The following is a 23028-nucleotide window of genomic DNA, read 5'->3' as shown; positions in this document are numbered from 1 at the left end:
AAGACGTCACGCGCGCCGTACTTTGCTCTCTTAGCAGAGGGCTTCGCCGTTGATCAAGCGGGCGACTACGCGCGATGCATGTCCGGAGAACTCGCAGTCCTAGCACAGCGCCAACAGCGCCTGAAGCGTTCTTTCGCACTAGCCTGACAAGAGATGCCCCGCAATGACGAGTTGCGCATCTGGGTCGAAGAGTACGCGTCTTGCCAGCGAACGAAGCCGGAGGCGGCGGACCTCTCAGGATTCTCCGTGGTGAATGGTGCCGGTACCGCGGGCGTTCCGAAACCAAATCCGCCACTATTTTTGGCAGGATGCTCTGAATCGGCAACCTTGCCCCCTAGGACGCTGTACGTCGGAGATAATCCCGTTAGAGACGTGCGCGGCGCGAAGAACGTAGGACTCATCGCGGCTTTGGTTGTCCGCACATTGGAGCGTGAGCCCCACTCCGGAGCCACGATGGCCGGCCTGGCAGAGCTCACCGCTCTGCTGCGGAAAACCGCATGACTCACGACGGACTCTAAGCGCGCATGATCAATTTGTCATGGCTCGGCTACGTGGGTATAGTTAATTCTCGTGCTACGGCGTGCGATCCGAATCCCTTCGAGGTTTTTTGATCAAACGTCCAAGTCACATTGGGATATGGTGTAATTGGCAACACAACGGTTTCTGGTTCCGTCATTCTAGGTTCGAGTCCTGGTATCCCAGCGCTTCACCAGAGTAATTTGGTGAGTTGAAGAGAAATCTTCAACGTACGGCCCCATCGTATAGCGGCCTAGTACTCCGCCCTCTCACGGCGGCAACACGGGTTCGAATCCCGTTGGGGTCACGAAAACCACGACACGGTCGTGGTTTTTTCCTTTAACCGGCCAAAGCATTCGTGTGCTGATGGCAGAGCGCTTTCCATAAGGCATGATGGAGCTTATGGAGTCCACATCATTGCCGCAGGAGCCGACCGAACCGGCGAACCAGCTACCTGACGCCGGTGCCGTTCAGTTACTGGATCGGTTTGCCAAGCTCGAATCGTCATTGAATGATCTGAACTTTATCCTCTCCACCTCGCATTCAGCTCCCGGCGGCGAACAGCTAAGAGTAAAGGCTTTGCACCAGATTAATGATTATCTGGAACCTCGGCTCAAGAACTTGAACGCCCCGCTGCTGGCTGTTGTTGGCGGATCAACCGGTGCCGGTAAATCCACCTTGGTGAACTCCCTGCTCGGCGACCAGATAAGCCGCTCCGGCGCCGTGCGACCCACCACGCGAACGCCCGTGCTTGCGGTCAACCCCGCAGACGAACCTTGGTTCGCAAACGAACGGGTACTTCCCGAACTGACCCGGCTGAGCGGCGCAGGCTTCAGCGCAGGGCATGGGATGGACCGCCACGACGCGCTGCTTGTTGTGCCGCATCCGAACGTTCCGCGCGGGCTTGCAATCCTCGACGCACCGGACATCGATTCGGTTTCCGATGACAATCGCGCCCTAGCCGGACAGCTCTTGAACGCCGCAGACCTCTGGATCTTCGTCACCACGGCAAACCGCTATGCCGACGCTATTCCGTGGGAAGTCCTGACCGAAGCAGGCGTCCGGGAAATCACGGTATGCGTGATTCTCAACCGTGTCCCGGCCGGCGCCGAAACGGATATCGTTCCAGATCTCGAACGGTTGCTTGTCGCAAAAAACCTGGACCCCAAACTACTCCATGTAATCAATGAAGTTCAGCTGGACGAACAAGCAATGATTCCCGGGGAACGAATTGAACCATTTTCGGCTTGGCTGAATTCCTTGGCTGCTGACGCCACCGAACGCCAACGCATCGCTGAGCAAACACTCGAAGGCGCAATCAGGAGATTGCACGAAGATCTCCACGCGCTCAGCGAAGAAGCCGAAGACCAAGACTCGCAACTCAAAGCCCTGGGGAAGGTCGCGACCGAACGCTTTGAATTCGCCGTGGGCAAAACCACTGAAGCCCTGAACGACGGTTCGCTCCTTCGTGGCGAGATCCTCGCCAGATGGCAAGATTTTGTGGGAGCCGGCGAACTACTGCGCGGCATTGAAGGCGTCATAGGCAGAATTCGAGACCGAGTCGGTTCCTTTTTCAGCGGGAAGCCGGTGGCGACCCATCGGGTGGAAGAAGCAATAGAATCTGGGCTTCACACCGTGTTGGTCAGCGAAATCACCAATGCCTTCCAAGACATTGATCGTAATTGGCGCAATACACCCATCGGGACACATCTTTTAGCATCGCTCCCGGCAGAGCGCCCCGGAAAAGACCTCGAAGTTCGGGCTGCGGATAGCATCCGGGCGTGGCAGAAAGATGTCTTGGAAATGATCCGGAGCGAGGGAGCTGGCAAACGAAAAACCGCGAGGATTGCTGCCTTCGGCGTCAATGGTGTGGCGGTAGCGCTCATGGTTGTCGTCTTCGCTTCTACCGCCGGCATGACCGGGCTGGAACTAGGCATCGCCGGTGGCTCTGCCGTTGTGGGACAGAAATTATTGGAAGCAATATTCGGTGAAGAGGCAGTCCGGCGTATGGCCACGCGCGCACGAACCATGCTGGAAGCCAGAACACGCGAACTCATGGATGAGAACCTGGCTGTCTATCGGGGACAGATCGAAGCTAATCTTCAGCCGCTAATCGTGCAAGAACTACGCGAACAGGTCAACGGTCTGCGCAAGGGAGGATTCAAGGCATGAGCGAGCGCAAGGTGAATCGTGCTCATTCGGGGCTTAGCGAGCAAATCAACGCGGTGGTTTCGGCAATGCAGATTGCCGAACACTATCTTGAACCTGAAGTAGTTGATCACGCTGCGGTGGTCATCGAACGAGCGGAAGCCCGCCGCCAACTGTCGGCAGACCACGTGGTCTTCGGGCTGTTCGGTGCGACAGGCAGCGGCAAGTCATCGCTTTTCAACGCGCTTGTCGGGTCAGATATTGCACAAACCGGCGTCATTCGGCCCACCACTACCAAGACGGTGGCCGCCATTTGGCAGCCGGAAGGCGCCGGTGAGCTGCTCGATTGGCTGGAAGTCAGCGAGCGTCATGTTCTTGATTCGCAGGTGCTTGGTGCGGAAGCAAAAAAACCACAGGACCAAAGTGGAGGACTGATCCTGCTCGACCTGCCGGATATGGATTCAACCTCCACCGAGCACCATCAGATCGCTTCGCGATTGGCTGGGCAAGTCGATTATCTAGTATGGGTTCTAGATCCCCAGAAGTATGCCGACGCGTCGATTCATCATGGATACCTCAGCGAACTTTCAGGACAGCGCGGAAACCTCTTAGTCGTGCTCAACCAGATAGACACCATTGCAACTAATGATCGGGCACCAGTGAGCGGCTCCTTGGCGGCGTTGCTTGAAAGCGAAGGGGTTGGCCAGGTTCCCGTTATTTTGGCCTCAGCGCGTACGGGCGAGGGACTAGAAGAAATTCGCGGAAAGTTCGCCTCGGCACTGAAAACCAAGGTGCAAGCCACCCGGCGCTTACGCGCTGATGTTGACGAACTGCTGCGCACGCTTGAAGGCGAACTCGCCGTGCCAAAGGTCAGAATGCCAGGAGTGATGGAGCAATCCGATCTGGAGCGCAATATCGCCAAAGCTCATGGAACGCACCGCATCGCCGAGGCTGTGCAGACTTCATATAAGCTACGTGCGTCAACGAATACGGGCTGGCCAATCACTAGTTGGCTCACCCGGCTGCGCAACGATCCGCTCAAACGCATGAACCTTGGGCGTGGAATCGAAAAGCCAGAAATTTCATTGACGTCTCGTCCAGATCTTTCGATGGCCGAAAATGCCGCTGTTGACCAATCGGTAGGGCGCTATCTTAGCGAAGCCACCGAAGATCTGTCGCCGCGCTGGTCCCAATCATTGAAGGATGGCGTTCATGAGCGGAAAGAAGAACTAGCCAACGATATTGATATAGCCATTGCCAGCACCACCTTGGGCGTTGAAAAGAAGTCCTGGTGGTGGCCGGTCACCAAGTTTGTCCAATGGCTTGGCGTCATCGTGGCTCTGGTCGGCGCGTTATGGCTGGGCGGAATAGCGTTGGCCGCATACTTCCAATTCGAGTTGCCGCAGACGCCGCGAGTTGAAGGGATCGCGATTCCCACGCTGATGGTCTTCACCGGGATACTTCTGGGTATAGTCCTCGGGATTCTTGGTTCTTTTGTCAATAGAATGGTCGCTAGACTGAAGCGTAGGAAAGCACTCAGAAACCTGCAGAATTCAGTGTCGGGGGTCGTCCGGCGATATATCGTGGACCCCACAGCACACCACTTAGAGCAATACAACAGTTATGCAGCGTTGATTTCCAACGCGGCGAAGAAAGCCGAATAGCAACCTGTGACTAATCAACAGACTGACAATAGCCCGACCGTGGGCGACATTGGTGAACAAGGAATCTTGAACGAGATCCTTCCGCTCTTGGACGCCAAGGATGCGGGACTCGGGCCTGGAGATGATGCCGGAGCGCTACGCGTTGCCGGGGGAGAAGTGGTCGTCTCCGTGGATACCATTGTCCAAGACCAAGATTTCCGTTTGGTTTGGCCCAGCGGACACGAACATGCGGCGTATGACATCGGCTGGAAGTCGATAGCTCAAAATGTTTCTGACATCAACGCCATGGGCGGCGTCCCTACAGGTGCCGTCATTTCACTTTCCATGCCAGCGGAGGTTTCGCTGTTTTGGGCCAAGGAATTCGCTCGTGGAATTGCTGCCGCGATTTCTTCGCTCGGGGCCGAGCGCTTGGCCGTTTTAGGCGGTGACCTCAGCCGTTCATCTGAGATTTCGGTGACTACCACCGTGTTGGGCGAGTGCGAATATGGAAAAGTCCTTCGCACGGGGGCTAAGCCCGGAGATCGGCTCGCCGTAGCAGGCCGGCTTGGTGCAGCTGGGGCGGGGCTAGCCTTGCTAGAGGGAAAGCACGAAGCAACGTCCTGGAGCCGCGCGGTGCTTCGTCTTGCCGATGCCCAGTGCAAGCCAACCCCGCCCTTGGAATCTGGCCCGCGGGCTGCCCAAGCCGGCGCCCACGCCATGATGGATATTTCAGACGGACTCGTCCGAGATGCCGGACGACTGGCCAAGGCGAGTCATGTCAGCATCGAGTTAGATAGTTCCGCTCTTGAAGTCTTTGCACATCGGCTGGAACCAGCGGCAAAGCTCTTGGACTTTGATCCTATGCAGTGGGTACTGCACGGCGGTGAGGACTTCGGGCTGCTCGCTTGCTTCCCGGCAGGCATTGGGATTCCAGAGGAATTCTCGGTGGTGGGCGAAGTGGTTCCTCTGACGGGTCGGCGTTCCAATGTTTTGCTCGATGGAAAGCAACTGGACTACCGAAGCGGCTTCGACCACTTCGGCTAAACACCCGCTGTATTATCCTTCTGATTGGATCCGCAGCAAGTCCGAAAGCTCGCGCGCGGCATTGACTATGGAATCGTGGTGGATCTTTCCCGGCTGGCGGGTCAGTCGTTCAATCGGGCCAGACATCGATAATGCTGCAATGACCCGACCCGATTGGCCGCGCACGGGAGCCGATACCGAGGCGACACCTGGTTCACGTTCGCCTAGCGACTGGGCCCACCCGCGGCGACGTACCCCGGCCAAGATGGTCGGGGTAAATCGAGCGTGTTGCAAGCCGCCGATCATGCGTTCGTTGTCTTCCCAGGCTAAGAGAACCTGCGCGGCGGAACCTGCCTTCATGGACAACTGAGTACCCACCGGAATGGTGTCGCGCAATCCCACAGGACGTTCTGCGCTGGCGATACACACACGGAATTCACCCTGCTTGCGGAATACCTGTGTGCTCTCACCGGTCAGGTCGCGCAGCTTGGTCAATACCGGCCCCGCAGTGCTGACCAATCTGTCTTCACCGGCCGCGCTGGCGAGTTCGACAAGTCGTCCACCGAGCTCAAATCGGCCGTGCAAGTCGCGGCCCACCAGGCCATGGTGCACCAATGATTGGGCGATGCGGTGCACCGTTGGCCGGGAAATTCTCGTGATCTCTACCAGCTGCGAGAGGGACGTTGGCCCATTTTCCAATGCATTGAGAATGGCTGCTGCCTTATCCAGAACACCAACACCGCTACCTGTAGTCATAAAACCATTATCATGTCTCAGTATTTGAGATTCAAGTCCAGATACTGGAAATGGAGTTCTGTGAAGTGTCAAAGTAATGGTGTTGATAGTTCGTAGCTTGAGGAGTGTGTCGCATGTCCACCATGCAGTCGCCCCAGACCTTGGCAGAAAAGGTCTGGAACGCGCACGTAGTGCGCCAGGGAGAAGGGCAGGGCGAAGCCCGTCAGCCCGATTTGATCTACATTGACCTTCACCTGCTACACGAGGTCACCTCGCCGCAAGCCTTCGAAGGCCTGCGGTTGGCCGGGCGCAAGCTGCGCCGCCCAGATCTCACTATCGCCACCGAGGATCACAACACCCCGACCCTCGACATCGACAAGCCCATTGCGGATTTGACCAGCCGGACACAGATTTTCACCTTGCGAGATAACTGCAAGGAATTCGGTGTTCGCCTGCACTCCTTGGGTGACAAGGAACAGGGGATCGTGCACGTGGTTGGCCCGCAGCTGGGTCTGACGCAGCCGGGCATGACCGTGGTGTGCGGTGACTCCCACACCTCAACCCACGGCGCCTTCGGTGCATTGGCCTTCGGCATCGGTACGTCCGAGGTTGAGCACGTGATGGCAACCCAGTCGTTGAGCCTGAAGCCATTCAAGACCATGTCCGTCAATGTTGAAGGCACGCTCAAGCCCGGAGTGACCGCAAAGGACATTATCTTGGCTGTCATCGCCAAGATCGGCACCGGCGGCGGGCAGGGCTACGTGTTGGAATACCGTGGCTCCGCGATCCGTGCGTTGTCCATGGACGCACGCATGACCATCTGCAATATGTCGATTGAGGCCGGTGCGCGCGCAGGAATGATTGCGCCGGACGAAACCACCTTTGAATATGTCAAGGGCCGCCCGCATGCGCCACAGGGTGCCGACTGGGATGCCGCTGTTGAATATTGGCAGACCCTGCAAAGCGATGAAGGCGCACGCTTCGACAATGAAGTGTTCCTGAACGCGGATGAATTGGAACCATTCGTCACCTGGGGAACCAACCCGGGGCAAGGCGTTTCACTTTCCTCCAGGGTTCCGGTACCTGAAGATTTTGAAGACGAAAACGATCGCAAGGCCTGCGAACGCGCACTCGAATACATGGGACTCATCGGTGGAACACCGATGAAGGAAATCCGTGTCGACACCGTATTCCTGGGTTCCTGCACCAACTCGCGGATGGAAGACCTGCGCGCCGCGGCCGAGATTATCAAGGGCCGTGAAAAGGACCCGCAGATCCGCATGATCGTGGTTCCAGGTTCGGCACGAGTTCGACTCGAAGCCGAAGCGGAAGGCCTTGACCAAGTGTTCAAGGACTTTGGTGCCGAGTGGCGTTTTGCTGGCTGCTCCATGTGCTTGGGGATGAACCCGGATCAATTGGCTGAGGAGGAACGCTGCGCGTCCACTTCAAACCGAAACTTTGAAGGACGTCAAGGCAAGGGCGGGCGCACCCACCTGGTGTCCCCGCTGGTCGCAGCGGCCACCGCCGTCCGTGGCACGCTGGCTTCGCCTTCGGATCTCATTAACGCTCCGGTATCGGTCTAGGAAGGAACACCATCATGGAAAAAGTTATTACCCACACCGGGATTGGTGTCCCACTGCGTCAGAGCAATATCGACACCGACCAGATCATCCCGGCCGTCTACCTCAAGCGAATCATTCGCACGGGCTTTGAAGATGCGTTGTTTGCCGGCTGGCGCCGGGATGAAAATTTCATCCTGAATACCGAGCCGTACACGAATGGTTCGGTGCTGGTTGCCGGTCCGGACTTCGGCACCGGTTCATCCCGTGAACACGCGGTCTGGGCCTTGAAGGACTATGGCTTCAAAGCGGTTATCTCCTCACGTTTTGCCGATATCTTTCGCGGCAACTCGGGTAAGCAGGGCCTAGTTGCTGCCGAGGTCGCGCAGAGCGATATCGAACTGATCTGGAAGGAACTGGAGAACAATCCCGGTACCGAGGTCACCGTAAATTTGGAAGCACGCACCGTGCAGTGCGGTTCGATCCTGGCACCATTCCAGATCGATGACTACACGCGTTGGCGTCTGATGGAGGGCCTTGATGATATTGGCCTGACCCTGCAGCATGAGGAAGACATCACATCCTTCGAAGCTACTCGTCCAGCGTTCAAGCCGCAGACCTTACCTGCAAGAACTGCCGGCTAACAACGAATTTAAGCCTCGTCCGTACCCACTAGTAAGTGTCTGCGGGCGAGGCTTTTCTCGTTTTGTCGCAATTGCGAGCGGGTCCATCGATGGTCCAACCCTGAAAGCATGCTCACAATGTGTGCGCCACGGGCTAAACTGCCCAGAACTGCTCCCACGATGGCGGTATGCTTGCTAAGTCCTGCCTGTTTTGTTGGCCCACCGGTCCGGGCAGGAAAAACGACTACGCGATGAGGTTTATTCATACATGGGTAAGATTCTAACGGTCCATGGCGGTGTCCCCTTGAAGGGTACCGTTCGAGTAGGCGGCGCTAAGAACCTGGTCCCTAAGGCAATGGTTGCAGCCCTGCTCGGAAGCTCTCCCTCGGTACTACGCAACGTACCGGAAATCAAAGACGTCGCGGTAGTGCGTAGCCTTTTGGAGATCCATGGTGTCAAGGTTTCCCAGGATCCTGAAACAGGCGACCTGACCATGGATCCGGTCGCGGCGAAGAGTGCCTCGAATCAGGCGATTGACGCCCACGCAGGCGACTCGCGTATTCCAATTCTTTTCTGCGGCCCGCTCATCCATTCCCTAGGTGAAGCCTTCATTCCTGATCTGGGTGGCTGCCGTATTGGTGACCGGCCAATCGACTTCCACTTAGAGGTGCTGCGCGAATTCGGCGCGGTCGTGGACAAGGAAGCGGCAGGTATCCGCATTTCTGCACCCATGGGGCTGACCGGCGCCAAGCTTGAACTTCAATACCCAAGTGTTGGAACCACTGAGCAAGTCCTGCTCTCTGCGGTACGCGCCAAGGGCGTGACCGAAGTCAGCAACGCTGCTATCGAGCCTGAGATCTTGGATCTCATTTCTTTGCTGCAAAAAATGGGTGCCATCATTTCGGTTCACCGTGACCGTGTCATCCGTATCCAGGGCGTTGATGAACTGCGCGGCTATGACCACTACGCGTTGCCCGACCGCAATGAGGCAGCCTCATGGGCTTCGGCAGCGCTGGTCACCAAGGGTGACATTTTCGTAGAAGATGCTCAGCAGCGGGATCTGACCGCATTCCTTCATGTCTACCGCCAGATCGGTGGCGAGTTCGAGGTCGCCCACAACGGTATACGTTTCTTCCACCCAGGCGGCGAGCTAAATCCGTTGATCTTGGAGACCGACGTGCATCCAGGCTTCATGACGGACTGGCAGCAGCCGTTGGTTGTCGCGTTGACGCAGGCCAATGGCGTTTCGGTGATCCACGAAACCGTTTACGAAAACCGCTTCGGCTTCACTGACGCCTTGGTGCGCATGGGCGCTACGGTTCAGGTGCATACGGATTGCTTGGGATCCACCCCATGCCGCTTTGGGCAGCGGAACTTCAAGCACTCTGCAGTGGTGCTGGGCCCAGCGCAGCTCAAAGGTGCAAACATTGATGTCCCGGACCTCCGTGGCGGGTTCTCCCATATGATTGCCGCGCTTGCATCCGAAGGCACCAGCAAAGTTACCGGAATTGAAATCATCAACCGTGGCTACGAGCACTTCATGGAGAAGCTCACTGCCCTGGGCGCAAATGTTGAACTGAGCAACTAGGGGAACACTGGATCGTGACAGATAATCTAGTGCACCGGGAAACAGTTAAAACCAAGACTGTCTTTGCCATCTTGGCCGGGGTTGTCCGACCGGCAATGAACGTGTTGATCGGCAAGACCTGGAAGGACTTTGACAAGCTTCCCTCCGGAGGATTTATTCTTTGCCCCAATCACCTCACTGAAATTGACCCGCTCGTTGTCGGTCACGCGATCTATAGCAGTGGTCGTCTGCCTCGCTGGTTAGCCAAGGAATCCTTGTTCAAGATTCCGGTCTTCGGCGCGGCTTTGCGTGCCACCGGTCAGATCCCTGTCTCACGTAGTGGATCCAACGCGGCAGATTCGTTAAGTGCGGCGAAACGGGTTCTTGAAGCAGGCGGTGTCATCGTCATCTACCCCGAGGGTACCTTGACCCGTGATCCTGACTTGTGGCCAATGGTCGGCCGCACCGGGGCCGCGCGACTCGCGTTGCAAACTGGTGCCCCAGTAGTTCCCATGGCGCATTGGGGTGACCAAGAGCTGTTCCCTCGCTATGCCAAGAAGATGTACCCATTCCCGAGAAAACACGTCACCTTGAGCGTGGGGGATCAGGTGCAACTTGACGATCTGCGTAGTGGTCCGCGAACGCGTTCGGTCCTGCAAGCAGCAACCGAGCGAATCATGGCTTCGATTACCGAGTTGCAGTCCGAACTGCGACAGCAGACTCCGCCCGAGAAGCTCTGGAATCCGACCGAACATGGACAAACAGCTACGGGTCGGGAATTTGATGCCCCAAAACCTCCGAACGACTAAGTCTCAATACCTAGCGAAGGAAATGCCTTGAGTAAGCCGCTACCACGTAAGATCGCCGTCATGGGTGCCGGAAGCTGGGGAACAACCTTTGCGAAGGTGCTTGCGGACGCGGTGCCTGAACAAGGCATTCCGGTGCAAATTTGGGCTCGTCGGGATGAAGCCGCACAGGAAATCAATGAGCGGCACACGAACTCGCGCTATTTGCGTGACACGAGGCTTCCCGCAAATGTGACTGCATCTTCCAATGTTGAAGAAGTGCTGGCCAATGCAGACCTGGTGGTCTTGGCAATTCCGGCGCAGTCGCTTCGTGAGGAATTAGCGAAGTTCGCCGCGCACTTTGAGCAAGACGTGGTTTTGCTTTCCCTGATGAAGGGCCTGGAGCGCGGTACGGATTTGCGTATGAGCGAAGTCATGGCAGAGGTCACTGGAATTCCTGCAGACCGCATTGCAGTGCTTTCCGGTCCGAACTTGGCCATGGAAATTGCCCGCGAGCAACCAACCGCTTCGGTGGTTGCCTGCACCAGCAATGAAACCGCCCATTGGATCGCACAGTTATGCTCCGCGCCTTATTTCCGTCCATATACAAATGATGACGTGCTCGGCGTAGAGCTTGGGGGCATTGTAAAAAACATCATTGCCCTGGCAGTTGGAATGTGCGACGGCATGGGGATGGGGGACAACACCAAGTCCACGGTCATTACGCGTGGATTGGCGGAGACCACTCGCCTGGTTATTTCCTTAGGCGGACGGTTGGACACCTTGGCTGGCCTGTCCGGTCTGGGCGACTTAGTCGCAACCTGCTCATCCTCGCTTTCGCGAAACAACACCGCCGGACGTCTGCTCGGTCAGGGGCTTTTCATCGAAGAAGTCAATGACCGGATGTCGCAGACGGCCGAGGGGATCAAATCCGCCCGTGCGGTCTTTGATCTCTCACGCAGTCATGGGGTAGAAATGCCTATCACCGAAGCAGTGGTGATGGTCCTGGAAGGAAACTTAAGCGTGGAGAACATGGCTGAGCGACTTCTGGCACGAGAATTGAAATCTGAAGGGGAACAGCATTAATGAGTCAGCGTAAACCACGGGTGCTATTACTCTTCGGCGGCCGTTCCTCTGAACATTCGGTCTCCTGCGTAACCGCAGCCGGCGTGATGCAGGAAATCGACAAGGATCGATTTGATGTGATCCCCGTCGGGATTACTCGCGATGGTGCTTGGACCTTAGTCGATGAAGATTCATCGGGGTGGACGTTGAGCTCCGGGAAACTTCCCGAAATCGCCGTGGCTGACAGGCCGGTCCACCTCTCAAATGATTCTGAACGTACATCCCTGCTGCATTACTCGGACTCTCAAATCACGGATTTGGGACAGATCGACGTTGTATTCCCTCTGCTCCACGGGCCCTTTGGCGAGGATGGCTCCATCCAAGGCATGCTTGAGATGTCTGGCGTCGCCTACGTAGGTTCAGGCATTGCTGCCAGCGCCATGGGCATGGACAAGCATTTTATGAAAGTCGTGTTCGAAAACGCGGGGTTCAATGTAGGTCCCTACGAAGTGATAACCAGCAAGCAATGGCTGCGCGACAGCGCAGCCGCACTGGCTCGTTGCGAAAACTTGCAGTACCCCTTGTTCGTCAAGCCTGCACGGGCCGGGTCTTCGGTGGGCATCACCAAAGTTGATGAATTCTCAGATCTCCGAGCGGCCATTGAAACGGCACGTCTTGAAGATCCAAAGGTCATTGTTGAGCAAGGAATCAGTGGCCGTGAAATTGAGTGCGGGGTACTGGAAGGCCGTCGCTCAGCGCCTGCCCGTGCATCAATGCCCGGAGAAATCGCCGTTGCTGATAATGGTCATACCTTTTATGACTTCGAAGCCAAATACGTTGATGGCACTGCCGCGAAACTTAGCTGCCCGGCGGTACTCAGCGATGAGGCTACGGCGAGCATTCGTGAGCTGGCGGTCAAAGCATTCGAAGCCATCGATGCCGAGGGATTGTCTCGGGTGGACTTTTTCTACACGCCAGATGGCCAGTGGATCATCAACGAGATCAATACCATGCCTGGCTTCACGCCTTCCAGCATGTACCCGCAGATGTGGGACAAAACCGGGATTGGCTACAGCGCTTTGATTGACGAGTTGATTGCGTTGGCCTGCGAGCGGAAAATCGGTTTACGCTAAACCGCTCAAGAAGTGTTTGACCGCGCAAGAATTAGGATCGCGGTCAAACACTTCTTTTGCATTAATCAGAGATTCACATTCTTATCGACGGTCAGGCAAGCACCCTCGGCCGGAATGCGCGAGGCTGCTTGGGAAAGCGAAGCCAGGACCGTACTGGATGGAATGACTTGCGGATCCAACACAACTTCGGTAGCTGGCGTGCGGCCGTAGGTGGTCAGCGTCCAAATCCCGTCGTCACCCTCGTGGGCAATCCAGTCAACATCATTGACTGATACGCACGGATCCGTAGTTGGTCCGGGCACCTCGACACCGCATCGCAGGACCACCTTCGAAGGGTCGCCCCACACGGACGTTGCCTGTGAATTGGTACTTCGACGCTCGGCATCGCCGACGAATTCGGGGAGGATAACCATCATCTCGGCGCACAATGGATTTCCTGCATCTGCGGCAGGCTCAACGGCGGCAATTGATGCGCACGCGGAGAGCGTCGGTGCAAGTACTGCTACTCCAACGAATAGCGCTCCTGTACGCCTAATCCTTAGATTAAGTTTTGATGACTCTTGACTCTTATTACTGAAAACTGGCACTTTATCAGCCTACCGTTCGTTTCTGAAAGATAGGATGTAAAGAGTTGAAACTGTGAAAGGTAGCATATGTCCTTTGAAGAACAGCCTGTACGCCCGCGTGCGAAGAAGAAACGTACGGGGCGTGGGATCCTTATCGGTATTCTGGCACTGGTCGTTATTGCCGGATTGGTAGCCGGCGGGTACGTATGGAATCTTGGTCGCACCTTCGATGAGAAGAGCGACAAGATCGCCGAGGCTTTCCCGGCCGAGGAGACTCGTCCAGAAGTTAAGGAAGAGTCAAAGGACGCCGTAAACATTCTGCTCCTTGGCAGCGATACACGAGCCACTCGTGATGTTGATGATGCGGAAGATGACTTTGGCACACTGCCCAATGGTGGTCGTTCGGACACGATGATGCTGGTGCATATTCCGGCTGACCGCGACGGCGTTTATGTCACGTCGGTCATGCGCGATACCTGGCTGGAAATTCCGGGCGTCGGTACTGCGAAGATCAACCGTGCTTTTGCCAGCGGAGGTGTTCCAAAAGCAGTTGAGACCTTAGAGGGCCTCTTCGGGGTGCGCATCAACCACGTAGCATCAATTGACTTTGAGGGATTCAAGGGATTGACGGACGCGCTTGGCGGCGTGACCGTTAACAATCCTCAGGCTTTCCGCCAGTCAATTACCAATGGCATGTATTTCCCGGCTGGTGTCCAGACCCTTGATGGAGAACAGGCCTTGGCCTTTGTTCGTGAACGCAAATCGTTCCCGGGCAGCGACTATGGACGAGTCAAGAACCAGCAGCTGTTTGTCAAAGCAATGCTTGGGCAGATTATGTCTAAGGAAACCCTGACCAATCCGGCTAAGCTTAATAGCGTGGTCAGTGAGATGGCACCATTTATCGCGGTTGATGAATCGTTGGATGCATCTACCGTGGCCGGTTATGCCACCTCGATGATGAATGTGCGTCCAAACGACATGACATTCTTTACGCTCCCGAACAATGGCCCTGGCCGTTCGGCGGACGGTCAGTCGATTGTCATTCCGGATATGGCAACCATAGACAAGTTTGGTACCGCGTTGCAGGAAGACAAGATGGAAGAATTCGTGAATACCACGGACCTTTCCCGCTAAGAACTGAAAGACCCGATTTCCCATGACACAAAAACTCGATACCTCCGTGCGCGCCATCGGTGAATGGTTGCAGCGGAGCGTGAAGAGTCTCGGGAATCATTCCGATCGGCTGAATGCCATTAATGTTTTCCCCGTGGCGGATGGAGATACAGGTAGCAACCTGTATCTCACCGCCCGGGCGGGGCAAGACGCGGTCAGCAAGTTGGAAAGCGATGATATCGGCGCCTTTTTGGAAGTTGCCGCCCGCGCCGCCATGGAGTCGGCGCGTGGCAATTCGGGGACGCTGCTTGCGGTCTTCCTCAGCGGTCTAGCGGAACCTTGGCTGGGTCATGACCGGCTGAATGCCAGCATTCTGGCCAAGGGGCTGGAACGCGCCAAGGTCCGCTCATGGTCTGCGCTAAGCGAGCCAGTGGAGGGCACCATGCTCTCGGTGATCAGTGCCGCCGCGCTGGCAGCCGGATCCACGCTAGCCCACCTGAAAACCGATGCCGAAAGCCGTGCAGCGCTGGATTCGGTGCTAAGCCAGGTATCCCAAGCCGCACGTATGGCCGTGCACGGCACTGAAAACGAGTTGCCCAGCCTTGAAAGTGCCGGCGTAGTAGATGCCGGGGCGGTTGGGATGCTGGTTATTCTTGATGAGCTTTGCGCTGCAGTCCGCGGCACCGAGACGGATTTCGAATATTATGAAGGATTCCATGGGTACCATATCCAAGACCCACATGTGCATCTGATCCAAAACGACGCCCAGGGTGTAGAGGTCATGTGCACCATCACCTTGGACGCTTTGGGAGCTGCGACCTTGCGTGGCCAACTGGATCGAGTCGGAGATTCGGTCATCATGTCGCCGGTCAATTCGACCAGCGAAGAATTCTACCGTTGGCGAGTCCACGTTCATGTTGCCCAAGCAGAGGCTGCGCTAGACCTCATCCGTCAACAGGGCGAGCCGGTGAACGTCAGCGTCACAGATCTGTGTACCCATGATGGATGAAGTCCGTTTGAAGACTTTTGAGCTTGCCGAACTCTCCGAGGTTCTGGGCGCCAAGAATGCTGGAGCCCTAGAGAAGGCCTTCGGGTACACCACCGTCGGAGAGTTTCTCTGGCATTTTCCCCGCCGCTATGTGGACGTAGGGGAGCTGACCCCCATTGCCGAGCTGCCCTTTGACGAACATGTCACCGTAGTAGCCCAGGTGGTCAACGTCAGCCAGCGGCAGATGCACTCACGGCGTGGTTTCATCTTTGAAGTGACGGTGAGCGATGAACTTGCCAGCAATGGGCAAGAACTGCGAATGACCTTCTTCAACGGTTACCAAGCGCGCAATGATCTGCAAATCGGAACCATCGCGATGTTCAGCGGCAAGGTGGGCTGGTACCAAGATCATTTGCAGCTGAGCCAGCCGGATTACGCAATTCTGGACACGGCCGAGCAGGCCGATCCGCGGCCAATACCGATCTATCCGGCCTCGGCCAAAATGCCGAATAAGAAAATTCGTGACCTGATGGGCCTGCTCACCGATTTGTTCACCGAAGAGCAGCTTCCGGAGTTCCTGCCAGAGAAGATCCTCGAGCAGCATCATTACCCTCGTCGGGCGAAGGCCTACCTGGATAGGCATAGCCCGCGCGAAATCAAACAGGCGTATATTGCCCGGCAGCGCTTTGCCTTCGAAGAGGCCTTTCTGCTGCAACTTTCGCTCGCCGAACGAAATCGAAAGCTGGGAAGTCAGCCAGCAATCGCCCGAACGCAAGTCAAAGACGGGCTCGCCGATAAATTCGAATCAAGATTGCCCTTCGAACTCACTGACGATCAGCTAGAGGTCGGGGCTGCGATCACCGCCGACCTAGCTAGAGCGCATCCCATGCACCGATTGCTGCAAGGCGAAGTTGGTTCGGGTAAAACCGTCGTTGCCCTCCGTGCAATCTTGCAAGTCATTGACGCCGGGGGACAAGCGGCGCTGTTGGCACCGACGGAGGTCCTCGCCGCGCAGCATTTTTCCTCGATTAAGAAGATGCTGGGGGACCTAGCCGAACCAGGCCTCTTCGGTGAGGGCGAGGGAACTGGGGTAGCGCTGCTGACCGGTTCCGCCAAAACGGCTCAACGCCGGGAAGCCTTGTTAGGCATTGCCAGCGGGGAGACCGGACTGATCATCGGCACGCACGCACTGCTCGGCGAACACGTGCGATTTGCCGAGCTCGGCCTAGTCGTCATCGATGAACAGCATCGATTCGGTGTCGAACAGCGTGATGCGTTGCGGGCCAAGGGTGAAGACGCAGTACCTCACACCCTTGTCATGACCGCTACGCCCATTCCACGGACGGTGGCGATGACTGTCTTCGGCGACTTGGACACCTCCACCATCAGGAAGCTTCCTGCCGGTCGCGCCCCCATCTCCACGCATATCGTTCCCATGCAGCTCACCGGATACCGGGACCGGCTGTTCTCACGGATACGAGAAGAAGTCACCAAAGGGCATCAGGTGTATGTGGTCTGTCCGAGAATTTCAGAAACGGCAGCGGAGCAAGGAATCTTGGTAGCCACCGCCGAAGACGGGGCCAACCAAACCATGAGCGTTGAAGCAATGTTTGAGCTTCTATCCTCTATGCCTTCGTTCACGGACGTTCGTCTGGAAGCTTTGCATTCGCAGCTTGACTCCTATGAAAAGCAAGAGATCATGGATGAATTTGCAGCCGGGCAGATAGATGTCCTGGTATCCACCACGGTGATTGAAGTCGGTGTGGACGTGCACAACGCAACCTTGATGGTGATCATGGATGCCGAAAGATTCGGGATCTCACAACTCCACCAGCTGCGCGGTCGTGTCGGCCGTGGAGGATTGCCGGGTACCTGCCTGCTGACTACCTGGTTGGATGCCGATCACCAGTCGGTGAATAGGCTGCGCACCATTGAATCGACTTTGGATGGATTCGAATTAGCCGAAGCGGACCTTGCCGAACGCAAGGAAGGAAATATCCTTGGCGTTCAACAGTCCGGTAGCCGGTCAACACTGCGTGAATTGAGTATCATCAAAGATCGTGGCTTGATCGAATCGGCCCGTGACGACGTTCAACTGCTCATGCGATCCGGGAATTGGGCTACCGAGCACTCACAGCTCGCCTCGGTTGTAGGATCGTGGATCGATCAGTCCACCAGCGAATTCTTGAATAAAAACTAATATCTATCTTTCGAAAGTGGCAGCATCACATGAGCCGTATTATCTCCGGCATAGCCGGTGGCACTACCTTGAAGTCGGTTCCTGGAGATGCCACGAGGCCCACCACCGACAGGGTCAAGGAGGCTTTGTTCTCCCGGCTGGAAAGCTGGAACGTCATTTCTTCGGCGCGAGTGCTGGACCTTTTTGCCGGTTCCGGCGCTCTCGGGCTAGAAACCGCCAGCCGTGGCGCGCGTCAGGTGCTGCTGGTGGAACTGGCACCAAAAGCTGTAAGCGTGTGCCAGCAGAATGCCGCAAAAATCAATGAGGCCTTGAAGAACAAGATTGCTTCGGTCCAACGAGGCAAGGTGGATTCTATACTCGCAGGTTTCTTCGACGAAGAAACTTCCCTGCCCCGCAAGACATTTGACCTGGTCTTCATGGATCCGCCGTACCCGTTGACAGAGCAGGAGCTCTCGGCGACCTTGAAGAAAGTCTCCAAGGTTCTTTCCGAGGACGCGACCCTTATTGTTGAACGTTCCAGCCGTTCTCCTGAACCGCAATGGCCGTCGAGCCTTGAGAAGATCGCGGATAAGAAATACGGAGAGACGCACCTATGGTTTGCCGAACCGGTCCAAGGCTAGAGAATGTTTGATCTCTGACGGATAGGGACCTGCAGCTTGGCAAGCCTCTATAGCCGGCTCGTCGATCCTGGCTTTCGACGCGGTAAGGATGAGGTTTCCGGGGAATCGCCGGGTAAACATTTCTGGAGTTGAGCTGAGCAGTACGTGTTCGAAAACAGTTTGCGCGGCCGCCACCTGGCGATCGGTGAAGGCCAAGGGCGGGTCATCTCCGATATTCACGAAGAGCAGTCCATCCGCAACCAGCGAGTTCGCAAGTTCTGCATAGTACGCTGCCGTGGTCAGATGCGCCGGTGCCTCTGGTCCGCTAAAAATATCGACGACAATGACGTCATAGAGCTCACCTGCCAGTTCTTCGTAAAGCACCGCACGGGCATCGGCCACAATGGCCCGTAAATCGCATTCTTTTGGCAAGGGAAGGTGCGACTGTACGAAGTCGAGCAGTTCGCGTTCGATATCAACAGCAACGTGCGTGCTATTTGGATAGCGTTGGGCGCCCCAACGGGCTAAGGTCAGCGCTCCGGCACCCAGATGGAGGAACTTTAACGGTTCTGGCTCGGGGCGCAACACGCTCAAATGATTGGCAATCCGAGCCAAGTATTCATAGAAAATCTGTTCCGGATCAGCCAAATTTACATGTGACTGCTCGGCGCCACCAATGGCGAGAATCTTGGCACCGGGAACTAGATCATCGTCATAAATGGTCGCATGAGCCTGAACACCACCGAGCCAGCGTTTGATGGGTCTATTGCTCATTTAGCGAGCTCTCCGGGTAGGTTCTGCAGCAGTTCTACTGCGCGTGTAATGACTTCGGGTTTTTTGCAGAAGGCAAAACGCAGTAAAGAAGCATAATCCGACTGATTTTCTTGGTGCGCAAAAACCGATAGCGGTATTGCGGCCACACCGATTCGTTCGGGCATTAGCTTCGCCACGTCCACGGCGCTTTCTGCACCCTGTCCCTTGAGATCGGCGACCAAGAAATAGGTGCCTTTAGGGCGCATCACCGGGATCCCCACCTTTTCTAGCCCGTCCGCAAGTTGTGCACCTCGCGCACCGAGATCGGCAGAAAAGTTGTTGAAGAATGAATCCGGAAGCGCCAGAGCCTCAGCGACGGCTGGCTGGAAAGCTGGTCCAGAGGAATACGAAAGGAACTGTTTCACTGTTCGTACTGCGGTAATGAGTTCCCGAGGCCCAGACGCCCACCCAACTTTCCATCCGGTGAAGGAAAACGATTTGCCGGCAGAGGAAATCGTGACCGTGCGTTCAAAACCGCCAGCAAGAGAGGCGACGGGGATATGCGGCGAATTGAAGGTGAGGTGTTCATAGACTTCATCCGCCATAATGATGCAATCATGCTTATGCGCGAGGGCAATGATTTCATTCAAGACGTTTTCGTCGAAAACCGTGCCCGTGGGATTATGCGGATTATTGACAATGATTAATCGTGTCTTGTCGGTGACGGCAGCCCGAAGTTCAACCAGATCTGGCGCGAATGATGGTGCTCGCAGTTTCACCACCTTGTGCGCAGCATTTGCCAACCCAATCATGGCTGCATAGGAGTCGTAGTAAGGCTCAAAAGTGACTACCTCGTCACCAGCCTCGACAAATGCCAAAATTGTCGCCGCGATAGCTTCCGTGGCGCCGGTGGAGACTACCACCTGTGTATCCGGATCAATTTTCAAACCATAAAAACGATTCTGGTGCGCCGCGATAGACTGCCGCAACGCAGGAATACCGCTGCCTGGAGCGTACTGATTGGCTCCGTCATGTATGGCTTTGACTGCCAATTCGCGAATTTCTTGAGGGCCTTCGGTGTCGGGGAATCCTTGACCTAAATTTATTGCCTGGTGTTTATTTGCCAGACCGGTAATCTCCTCGAAGATTGTGACCCCGGGTTCTCCCGTTGGTCCCATCAGGTTTGCACTGTGTGCGGTACGCCGCCATGGCGTGGATTCGTAGGTCATAGGTCAATTATGCTTCGTATCAGGATTTTGGCGTTAGGTAACACGCATGAATCGTTACGTGACAGCCCCTTCAAAATCACGCGCTATCAGCGGTTTGTTGATAGATTCAATATATGCGCAGAGCTGTATGCCCAGGATCTTTTGATCCCATTCACAATGGCCATGTTGAGATCATTGCCCGTGCGGCGAGCCTCTTTGACGAGGTAATCGTTGCTGTGTCGACGAACTACTCCAAGAAGTATCGTTTTAGCGAAGAAGAACGAGTAGCCATTGTCGAAGAGACAGTAGGAGGTCTTCGCGGAGTTTCCGCAATGCCCATGGGCCAAGGGCTCCTCGCGGATTTCTGCAAGGAGCAGGGCGCCGAAGCCATTGTCAAGGGGCTGCGCAGCACCGTGGATTATGCCTATGAGATCCCCATGGCCACCATGAACCGCCACCTCACCGGCGTGGAAACCGTCTTCTTGCAGGCGGACACGAGATTTACTCATTTGTCTTCGTCACTGCTCAAAGAAGTGCAGGCACTCGGTGGCGATGTCAATGAATACTTTCCACGCGCGGTTATCAAGCGATTGTCGAAGAAGAGCTAGAAACATTGCTCGAGAGATGAAGATTGCTTACTTCATCAGATTTAAATTACCTTTTGAGAACAGTAGGGATTATCAAAATGGCGTTGACTCCAAAAATTACCAAGGCAGTCATTCCAGCTGCCGGGCTGGGAACTCGGTTTTTGCCAGCAACGAAGGCAATGCCTAAAGAGATGCTTCCCGTAGTTGATAAGCCTGCAATCCAGTATGTCGTTGCCGAAGCCGTGAACGCGGGACTGAATGATGTGCTGATGATTACCGGACGTAGCAAGCGTGCTCTCGAAGATCACTTCGATCGGGTTCCTTCCTTGGAGGCATCCTTGGAAGCCAAAGGCGACGTAAAGAAGTTGCGTTCGGTTCAGGAAGCAACGGAACTTGGCGATATTCACTACGTTCGCCAACGCGACCCGCGAGGCCTTGGGCATGCGGTCCTATGCGCAAAGCAGCACGTAGGGCAGGAACCCTTCGCGGTTTTGCTGGGGGACGACTTAATTGATTCACGCGATGAACTTCTTTCACTCATGGTAGAAACCCAGCAGAAGACCGGTGGATCGGTGATCGCGCTCATGGAGGTCGAGCCTGAACAGATTAGCGCCTACGGCTGTGCGGACGTTTCTGTCGTCGAGGGCGAAGACTATGTGAAAGTGAACGCCCTGGTTGAGAAGCCGAGCTTGGAGGAAGCCCCAAGCAATCTGGCAATCATTGGCCGGTACCTGCTGCACCCCAGAGTTTTCGAAGTGCTTGAGCACACGGCTCCGGGGCGCGGCGGTGAAATTCAGTTGACGGATGCTCTTCAGGAGCTTGCTGTGGGCAGCGATGAAGGAGCCGGAGTGCATGCCGTAGTTTTCCGCGGCCGACGTTATGACACTGGTGACAAGCTGAGCTATCTCCAGGCAAACGTGACTTTGGCCGTTGAAAACGAGGAACTAGGCGCGGGCATGAAGACGTGGCTAAGGACGTTTGTCGCAAACCTCGAAGACTAATCATAAGGGACTACTCAGGATAATCACATTTATCTTGAGTAGTCTTTTTCTTTGCCCCTGTAGCGAGCATTGAACTTGCCACATGGGCATACCCTAGATTTTCTTTGAGAAGCTGCAGGAATGAATACCCAAAACACAAGTGAAAGCTTTACGTCTCGTAGCGCGCGCTACGGTGTGGAGCGACGGCGGAAGCGCCGCCTGCGCGGCGTTTTATTATCCGTCGTTGCGGTCGTAGTCGTTGCAGCCTTGAGTGCAGGGTTCTACCTATTTAGTCTTCAACATCAGTTCAATTCGAAAACCAATACCTTGTCCATCGACTACAGCGATGAGCAGCAGAGTTCGAGACCTGTCAAAGATCCCGACGATGGCTCCATGAATATCTTGATGCTAGGAGTAGATCATGCTGATGATGAGCAATCGGACGCAGCGGCGCTAGACGGCGCGGTGAATCAACGCAGTGACTCCATGATGCTGGTGCATATTCCAGAAAACCGAGAGCAAATTTACATCATGTCTTTGGTCAGAGATATGTGGGTAGATATCCCAGGATATGGCCAGAACAAGCTCAACGCTGCGGTGTCGCTTGGAGGGGTACCGTTACTGATGCAAACCGTGGAAGGTCTATTCGACACGAAAGTTGATCACGTGGCGATGATAGATTTTGAGGGCTTCCGAGAGCTTTCCACGGCCCTGGGCGGCGTTACGGTCTCCAATGAAATACCCTTCACCGCGAATGACACGGACTACTTCTATCCTGCAGGCGAGGTCACTCTTGAAGGGGATCGTGCCTTGCGTTTCGTACGTGAACGAAAGTCATTCAGCGACGGTGATTACCAGCGCGTCAAGAATCAACGGACATTCCTCGTTGCGGCTGTGAACCAGATGCTGTCCAACGATACGCTCACCAATCCGGTGAAGCTCTACGATATTGTAGATAAAGTTTCGCCTTACCTCACCTTCGACTCACAATTCGATGCGGCGACACTAGTTGGTTTGGGCATGCAGCTCAAAAACGTGGACACCGAAAACCTGGAGATGTTCACGATGCCGACTGCAGGTAGTTCCACTAGTGCCGATGGGCAGTCAATCGAACTTGTCAGCGAACTTGCAGTCGCTCAAATTTCTGAGGCACTGCAAACCGATACGATGGCAAATTATTTGGCTGAATACCCGCCAGAGTAGACCTGCCCAAGCACGAGTGGGAGCAATTGCACTC

The 23028-nt window shown here is 55.6% G+C and carries 21 protein-coding genes and 2 tRNA genes; 19 read left to right on the top strand and 4 right to left on the bottom strand.

The genetic code is table 11. The features are described from left to right. Positions 1–153: 153 nt before the first annotated feature. The 6 genes from CQ015_RS02155 (at position 154) to thiL (ending at position 5351) form a co-directional block, all read left to right on the top strand. Positions 154–501 (top strand): HAD family hydrolase, encoded by a 348-nt coding sequence (locus tag CQ015_RS02155; protein WP_105649235.1) that lies wholly within the window; start codon positions 154–156, stop codon positions 499–501. A 129-nt stretch (positions 502–630) separates the two neighbouring features. Further along, positions 631–702 (top strand) — tRNA-Gln (locus CQ015_RS02150). 48 nt (positions 703–750) lie between these two features. Beyond that, a tRNA-Glu gene (locus CQ015_RS02145) sits at positions 751–823 on the top strand. A gap of 95 nt (positions 824–918) precedes the next feature. After that, the gene (locus CQ015_RS02140) at positions 919–2688 is read left to right on the top strand and encodes a dynamin family protein (RefSeq protein ID WP_105649234.1); all 1770 of its coding nucleotides are present in this window, start codon (positions 919–921) and stop codon (positions 2686–2688) included. A 65-nt stretch (positions 2689–2753) separates the two neighbouring features. After that, positions 2754–4328, top strand: a complete 1575-nt coding sequence (locus tag CQ015_RS02135) for a GTPase (RefSeq protein WP_181150330.1) — start codon at positions 2754–2756, stop codon at positions 4326–4328. A gap of 6 nt (positions 4329–4334) precedes the next feature. After that, complete coding sequence (gene thiL, locus CQ015_RS02130; protein ID WP_105649232.1) at positions 4335–5351, top strand: thiamine-phosphate kinase; 1017 nt, start codon at positions 4335–4337, stop codon at positions 5349–5351. A 12-nt stretch (positions 5352–5363) separates the two neighbouring features. On the opposite strand, the gene CQ015_RS02125 is transcribed toward thiL, so the two are convergent. Further along, positions 5364–6086: an IclR family transcriptional regulator gene (locus CQ015_RS02125; protein ID WP_096287226.1), complete on the bottom strand. Its 723-nt coding sequence runs from the start codon at positions 6084–6086 to the stop codon at positions 5364–5366. 122 nt (positions 6087–6208) lie between these two features. On the opposite strand from CQ015_RS02125, the gene leuC reads away from it, so the two are divergent. From leuC to CQ015_RS02095, 6 genes are all read left to right on the top strand, one after another. Continuing rightward, positions 6209–7648 (top strand): 3-isopropylmalate dehydratase large subunit, encoded by a 1440-nt coding sequence (gene leuC, locus CQ015_RS02120; RefSeq protein WP_105649274.1) that lies wholly within the window; start codon positions 6209–6211, stop codon positions 7646–7648. A gap of 14 nt (positions 7649–7662) precedes the next feature. Continuing rightward, positions 7663–8268, top strand: a complete 606-nt coding sequence (gene leuD / locus CQ015_RS02115) for a 3-isopropylmalate dehydratase small subunit (RefSeq protein ID WP_105649231.1) — start codon at positions 7663–7665, stop codon at positions 8266–8268. A 247-nt stretch (positions 8269–8515) separates the two neighbouring features. Beyond that, the gene (murA, locus tag CQ015_RS02110; protein WP_105569207.1) at positions 8516–9835 is read left to right on the top strand and encodes a UDP-N-acetylglucosamine 1-carboxyvinyltransferase; all 1320 of its coding nucleotides are present in this window, start codon (positions 8516–8518) and stop codon (positions 9833–9835) included. A gap of 14 nt (positions 9836–9849) precedes the next feature. Continuing rightward, positions 9850–10623 carry a 1-acyl-sn-glycerol-3-phosphate acyltransferase gene (locus CQ015_RS02105; protein WP_258138425.1) on the top strand — a complete coding sequence of 258 codons (774 nt, stop codon included), beginning with the start codon at positions 9850–9852 and terminating at the stop codon, positions 10621–10623. Between the two features lie 27 nt (positions 10624–10650). After that, on the top strand, positions 10651–11685 hold the full coding sequence (locus CQ015_RS02100; RefSeq protein WP_258138427.1) for an NAD(P)H-dependent glycerol-3-phosphate dehydrogenase: 1035 nt from the start codon (positions 10651–10653) through the stop codon (positions 11683–11685). Then, complete coding sequence (locus tag CQ015_RS02095) at positions 11685–12797, top strand: D-alanine--D-alanine ligase family protein (RefSeq protein ID WP_105649230.1); 1113 nt, start codon at positions 11685–11687, stop codon at positions 12795–12797. The genes CQ015_RS02100 and CQ015_RS02095 overlap by 1 nt, the downstream gene beginning before the upstream one ends. A 65-nt stretch (positions 12798–12862) precedes the next feature. On the opposite strand, the gene CQ015_RS02090 is transcribed toward CQ015_RS02095, so the two are convergent. Continuing rightward, complete coding sequence (locus CQ015_RS02090; RefSeq protein ID WP_308727283.1) at positions 12863–13384, bottom strand: DUF3515 domain-containing protein; 522 nt, start codon at positions 13382–13384, stop codon at positions 12863–12865. A 66-nt stretch (positions 13385–13450) separates the two neighbouring features. Here CQ015_RS02090 and CQ015_RS02085 point away from each other — a divergent pair, with 66 nt between their 5' ends. Genes CQ015_RS02085 through rsmD form a run of 4 tightly spaced genes read left to right on the top strand, consistent with a single transcriptional unit; the run spans position 13451 to position 18284 of the window. Then, positions 13451–14497: an LCP family protein gene (locus CQ015_RS02085; protein ID WP_105649229.1), complete on the top strand. Its 1047-nt coding sequence runs from the start codon at positions 13451–13453 to the stop codon at positions 14495–14497. Positions 14498–14519: 22 nt separating this feature from the next. Further along, positions 14520–15485 (top strand): DAK2 domain-containing protein, encoded by a 966-nt coding sequence (locus CQ015_RS02080; protein ID WP_181148279.1) that lies wholly within the window; start codon positions 14520–14522, stop codon positions 15483–15485. Then, positions 15475–17664 carry an ATP-dependent DNA helicase RecG gene (gene recG / locus CQ015_RS02075; RefSeq protein WP_105649228.1) on the top strand — a complete coding sequence of 730 codons (2190 nt, stop codon included), beginning with the start codon at positions 15475–15477 and terminating at the stop codon, positions 17662–17664. Before CQ015_RS02080 ends, recG begins: the two co-directional genes overlap by 11 nt. 29 nt (positions 17665–17693) lie before the next feature. After that, the gene (rsmD, locus tag CQ015_RS02070; RefSeq protein WP_105649227.1) at positions 17694–18284 is read left to right on the top strand and encodes a 16S rRNA (guanine(966)-N(2))-methyltransferase RsmD; all 591 of its coding nucleotides are present in this window, start codon (positions 17694–17696) and stop codon (positions 18282–18284) included. Here the strand turns inward: rsmD and CQ015_RS02065 are convergent. Together CQ015_RS02065 and CQ015_RS02060 are read right to left on the bottom strand one after the other, a co-directional pair. Continuing rightward, entirely contained in the window at positions 18255–19037 is a 783-nt protein-coding gene (locus CQ015_RS02065; protein WP_105649226.1) for a spermidine synthase, read from the bottom strand. The two genes, rsmD and CQ015_RS02065, sit on opposite strands and share 30 nt — an antisense overlap. Continuing rightward, a complete protein-coding gene (locus tag CQ015_RS02060) occupies positions 19034–20245 on the bottom strand; it encodes an aminotransferase class I/II-fold pyridoxal phosphate-dependent enzyme (protein ID WP_105649225.1) in 1212 nt (403 codons plus the stop codon). The genes CQ015_RS02065 and CQ015_RS02060 overlap by 4 nt, the downstream gene beginning before the upstream one ends. A gap of 113 nt (positions 20246–20358) precedes the next feature. Here CQ015_RS02060 and coaD point away from each other — a divergent pair, with 113 nt between their 5' ends. The 3 genes from coaD to CQ015_RS02045 all read left to right on the top strand — a co-directional run bounded on the left by coaD (position 20359) and on the right by CQ015_RS02045 (position 22994). Continuing rightward, positions 20359–20832 carry a pantetheine-phosphate adenylyltransferase gene (gene coaD / locus CQ015_RS02055; RefSeq protein ID WP_105649224.1) on the top strand — a complete coding sequence of 158 codons (474 nt, stop codon included), beginning with the start codon at positions 20359–20361 and terminating at the stop codon, positions 20830–20832. A gap of 77 nt (positions 20833–20909) precedes the next feature. After that, entirely contained in the window at positions 20910–21812 is a 903-nt protein-coding gene (galU, locus tag CQ015_RS02050; RefSeq protein ID WP_105649223.1) for a UTP--glucose-1-phosphate uridylyltransferase GalU, read from the top strand. Between the two features lie 120 nt (positions 21813–21932). Next, positions 21933–22994: an LCP family protein gene (locus tag CQ015_RS02045; protein ID WP_105649222.1), complete on the top strand. Its 1062-nt coding sequence runs from the start codon at positions 21933–21935 to the stop codon at positions 22992–22994. The last annotated feature ends 34 nt before the right edge of the window (positions 22995–23028 follow it).

Source organism: Arthrobacter sp. MYb221 (genome assembly GCF_002979835.1).
In the GTDB taxonomy this organism is placed as follows: Bacteria; Actinomycetota; Actinomycetes; order Actinomycetales; family Micrococcaceae; genus Glutamicibacter.
The sequence above is the reverse complement of the archived record's forward strand: the minus strand, read 5'-3'. Positions and strand labels throughout refer to the sequence as shown.

What these genes read in the sequence shown, in the direction of transcription:
- CQ015_RS02095 (WP_105649230.1), top strand. Translation starts at nt 11,685, where the DNA reads ATGAGTCAGCGTAAACCACGGGTGCTATTACTCTTCGGCGGCCGTTCC.
- CQ015_RS02125 (WP_096287226.1), bottom strand. Translation starts at nt 6,086, where the DNA reads ATGACTACAGGTAGCGGTGTTGGTGTTCTGGATAAGGCAGCAGCCATT.
- CQ015_RS02140 (WP_105649234.1), top strand. Translation starts at nt 919, where the DNA reads ATGGAGTCCACATCATTGCCGCAGGAGCCGACCGAACCGGCGAACCAG.
- galU (WP_105649223.1), top strand. Translation starts at nt 20,910, where the DNA reads ATGGCGTTGACTCCAAAAATTACCAAGGCAGTCATTCCAGCTGCCGGG.
- CQ015_RS02065 (WP_105649226.1), bottom strand. Translation starts at nt 19,037, where the DNA reads ATGAGCAATAGACCCATCAAACGCTGGCTCGGTGGTGTTCAGGCTCAT.
- CQ015_RS02060 (WP_105649225.1), bottom strand. Translation starts at nt 20,245, where the DNA reads ATGACCTACGAATCCACGCCATGGCGGCGTACCGCACACAGTGCAAAC.
- rsmD (WP_105649227.1), top strand. Translation starts at nt 17,694, where the DNA reads ATGAGCCGTATTATCTCCGGCATAGCCGGTGGCACTACCTTGAAGTCG.
- CQ015_RS02080 (WP_181148279.1), top strand. Translation starts at nt 14,520, where the DNA reads ATGACACAAAAACTCGATACCTCCGTGCGCGCCATCGGTGAATGGTTG.
- coaD (WP_105649224.1), top strand. Translation starts at nt 20,359, where the DNA reads ATGCGCAGAGCTGTATGCCCAGGATCTTTTGATCCCATTCACAATGGC.
- CQ015_RS02085 (WP_105649229.1), top strand. Translation starts at nt 13,451, where the DNA reads ATGTCCTTTGAAGAACAGCCTGTACGCCCGCGTGCGAAGAAGAAACGT.
- CQ015_RS02135 (WP_181150330.1), top strand. Translation starts at nt 2,754, where the DNA reads ATGCAGATTGCCGAACACTATCTTGAACCTGAAGTAGTTGATCACGCT.
- murA (WP_105569207.1), top strand. Translation starts at nt 8,516, where the DNA reads ATGGGTAAGATTCTAACGGTCCATGGCGGTGTCCCCTTGAAGGGTACC.
- leuC (WP_105649274.1), top strand. Translation starts at nt 6,209, where the DNA reads ATGCAGTCGCCCCAGACCTTGGCAGAAAAGGTCTGGAACGCGCACGTA.
- CQ015_RS02155 (WP_105649235.1), top strand. Translation starts at nt 154, where the DNA reads ATGCCCCGCAATGACGAGTTGCGCATCTGGGTCGAAGAGTACGCGTCT.
- CQ015_RS02045 (WP_105649222.1), top strand. Translation starts at nt 21,933, where the DNA reads ATGAATACCCAAAACACAAGTGAAAGCTTTACGTCTCGTAGCGCGCGC.
- recG (WP_105649228.1), top strand. Translation starts at nt 15,475, where the DNA reads ATGATGGATGAAGTCCGTTTGAAGACTTTTGAGCTTGCCGAACTCTCC.
- leuD (WP_105649231.1), top strand. Translation starts at nt 7,663, where the DNA reads ATGGAAAAAGTTATTACCCACACCGGGATTGGTGTCCCACTGCGTCAG.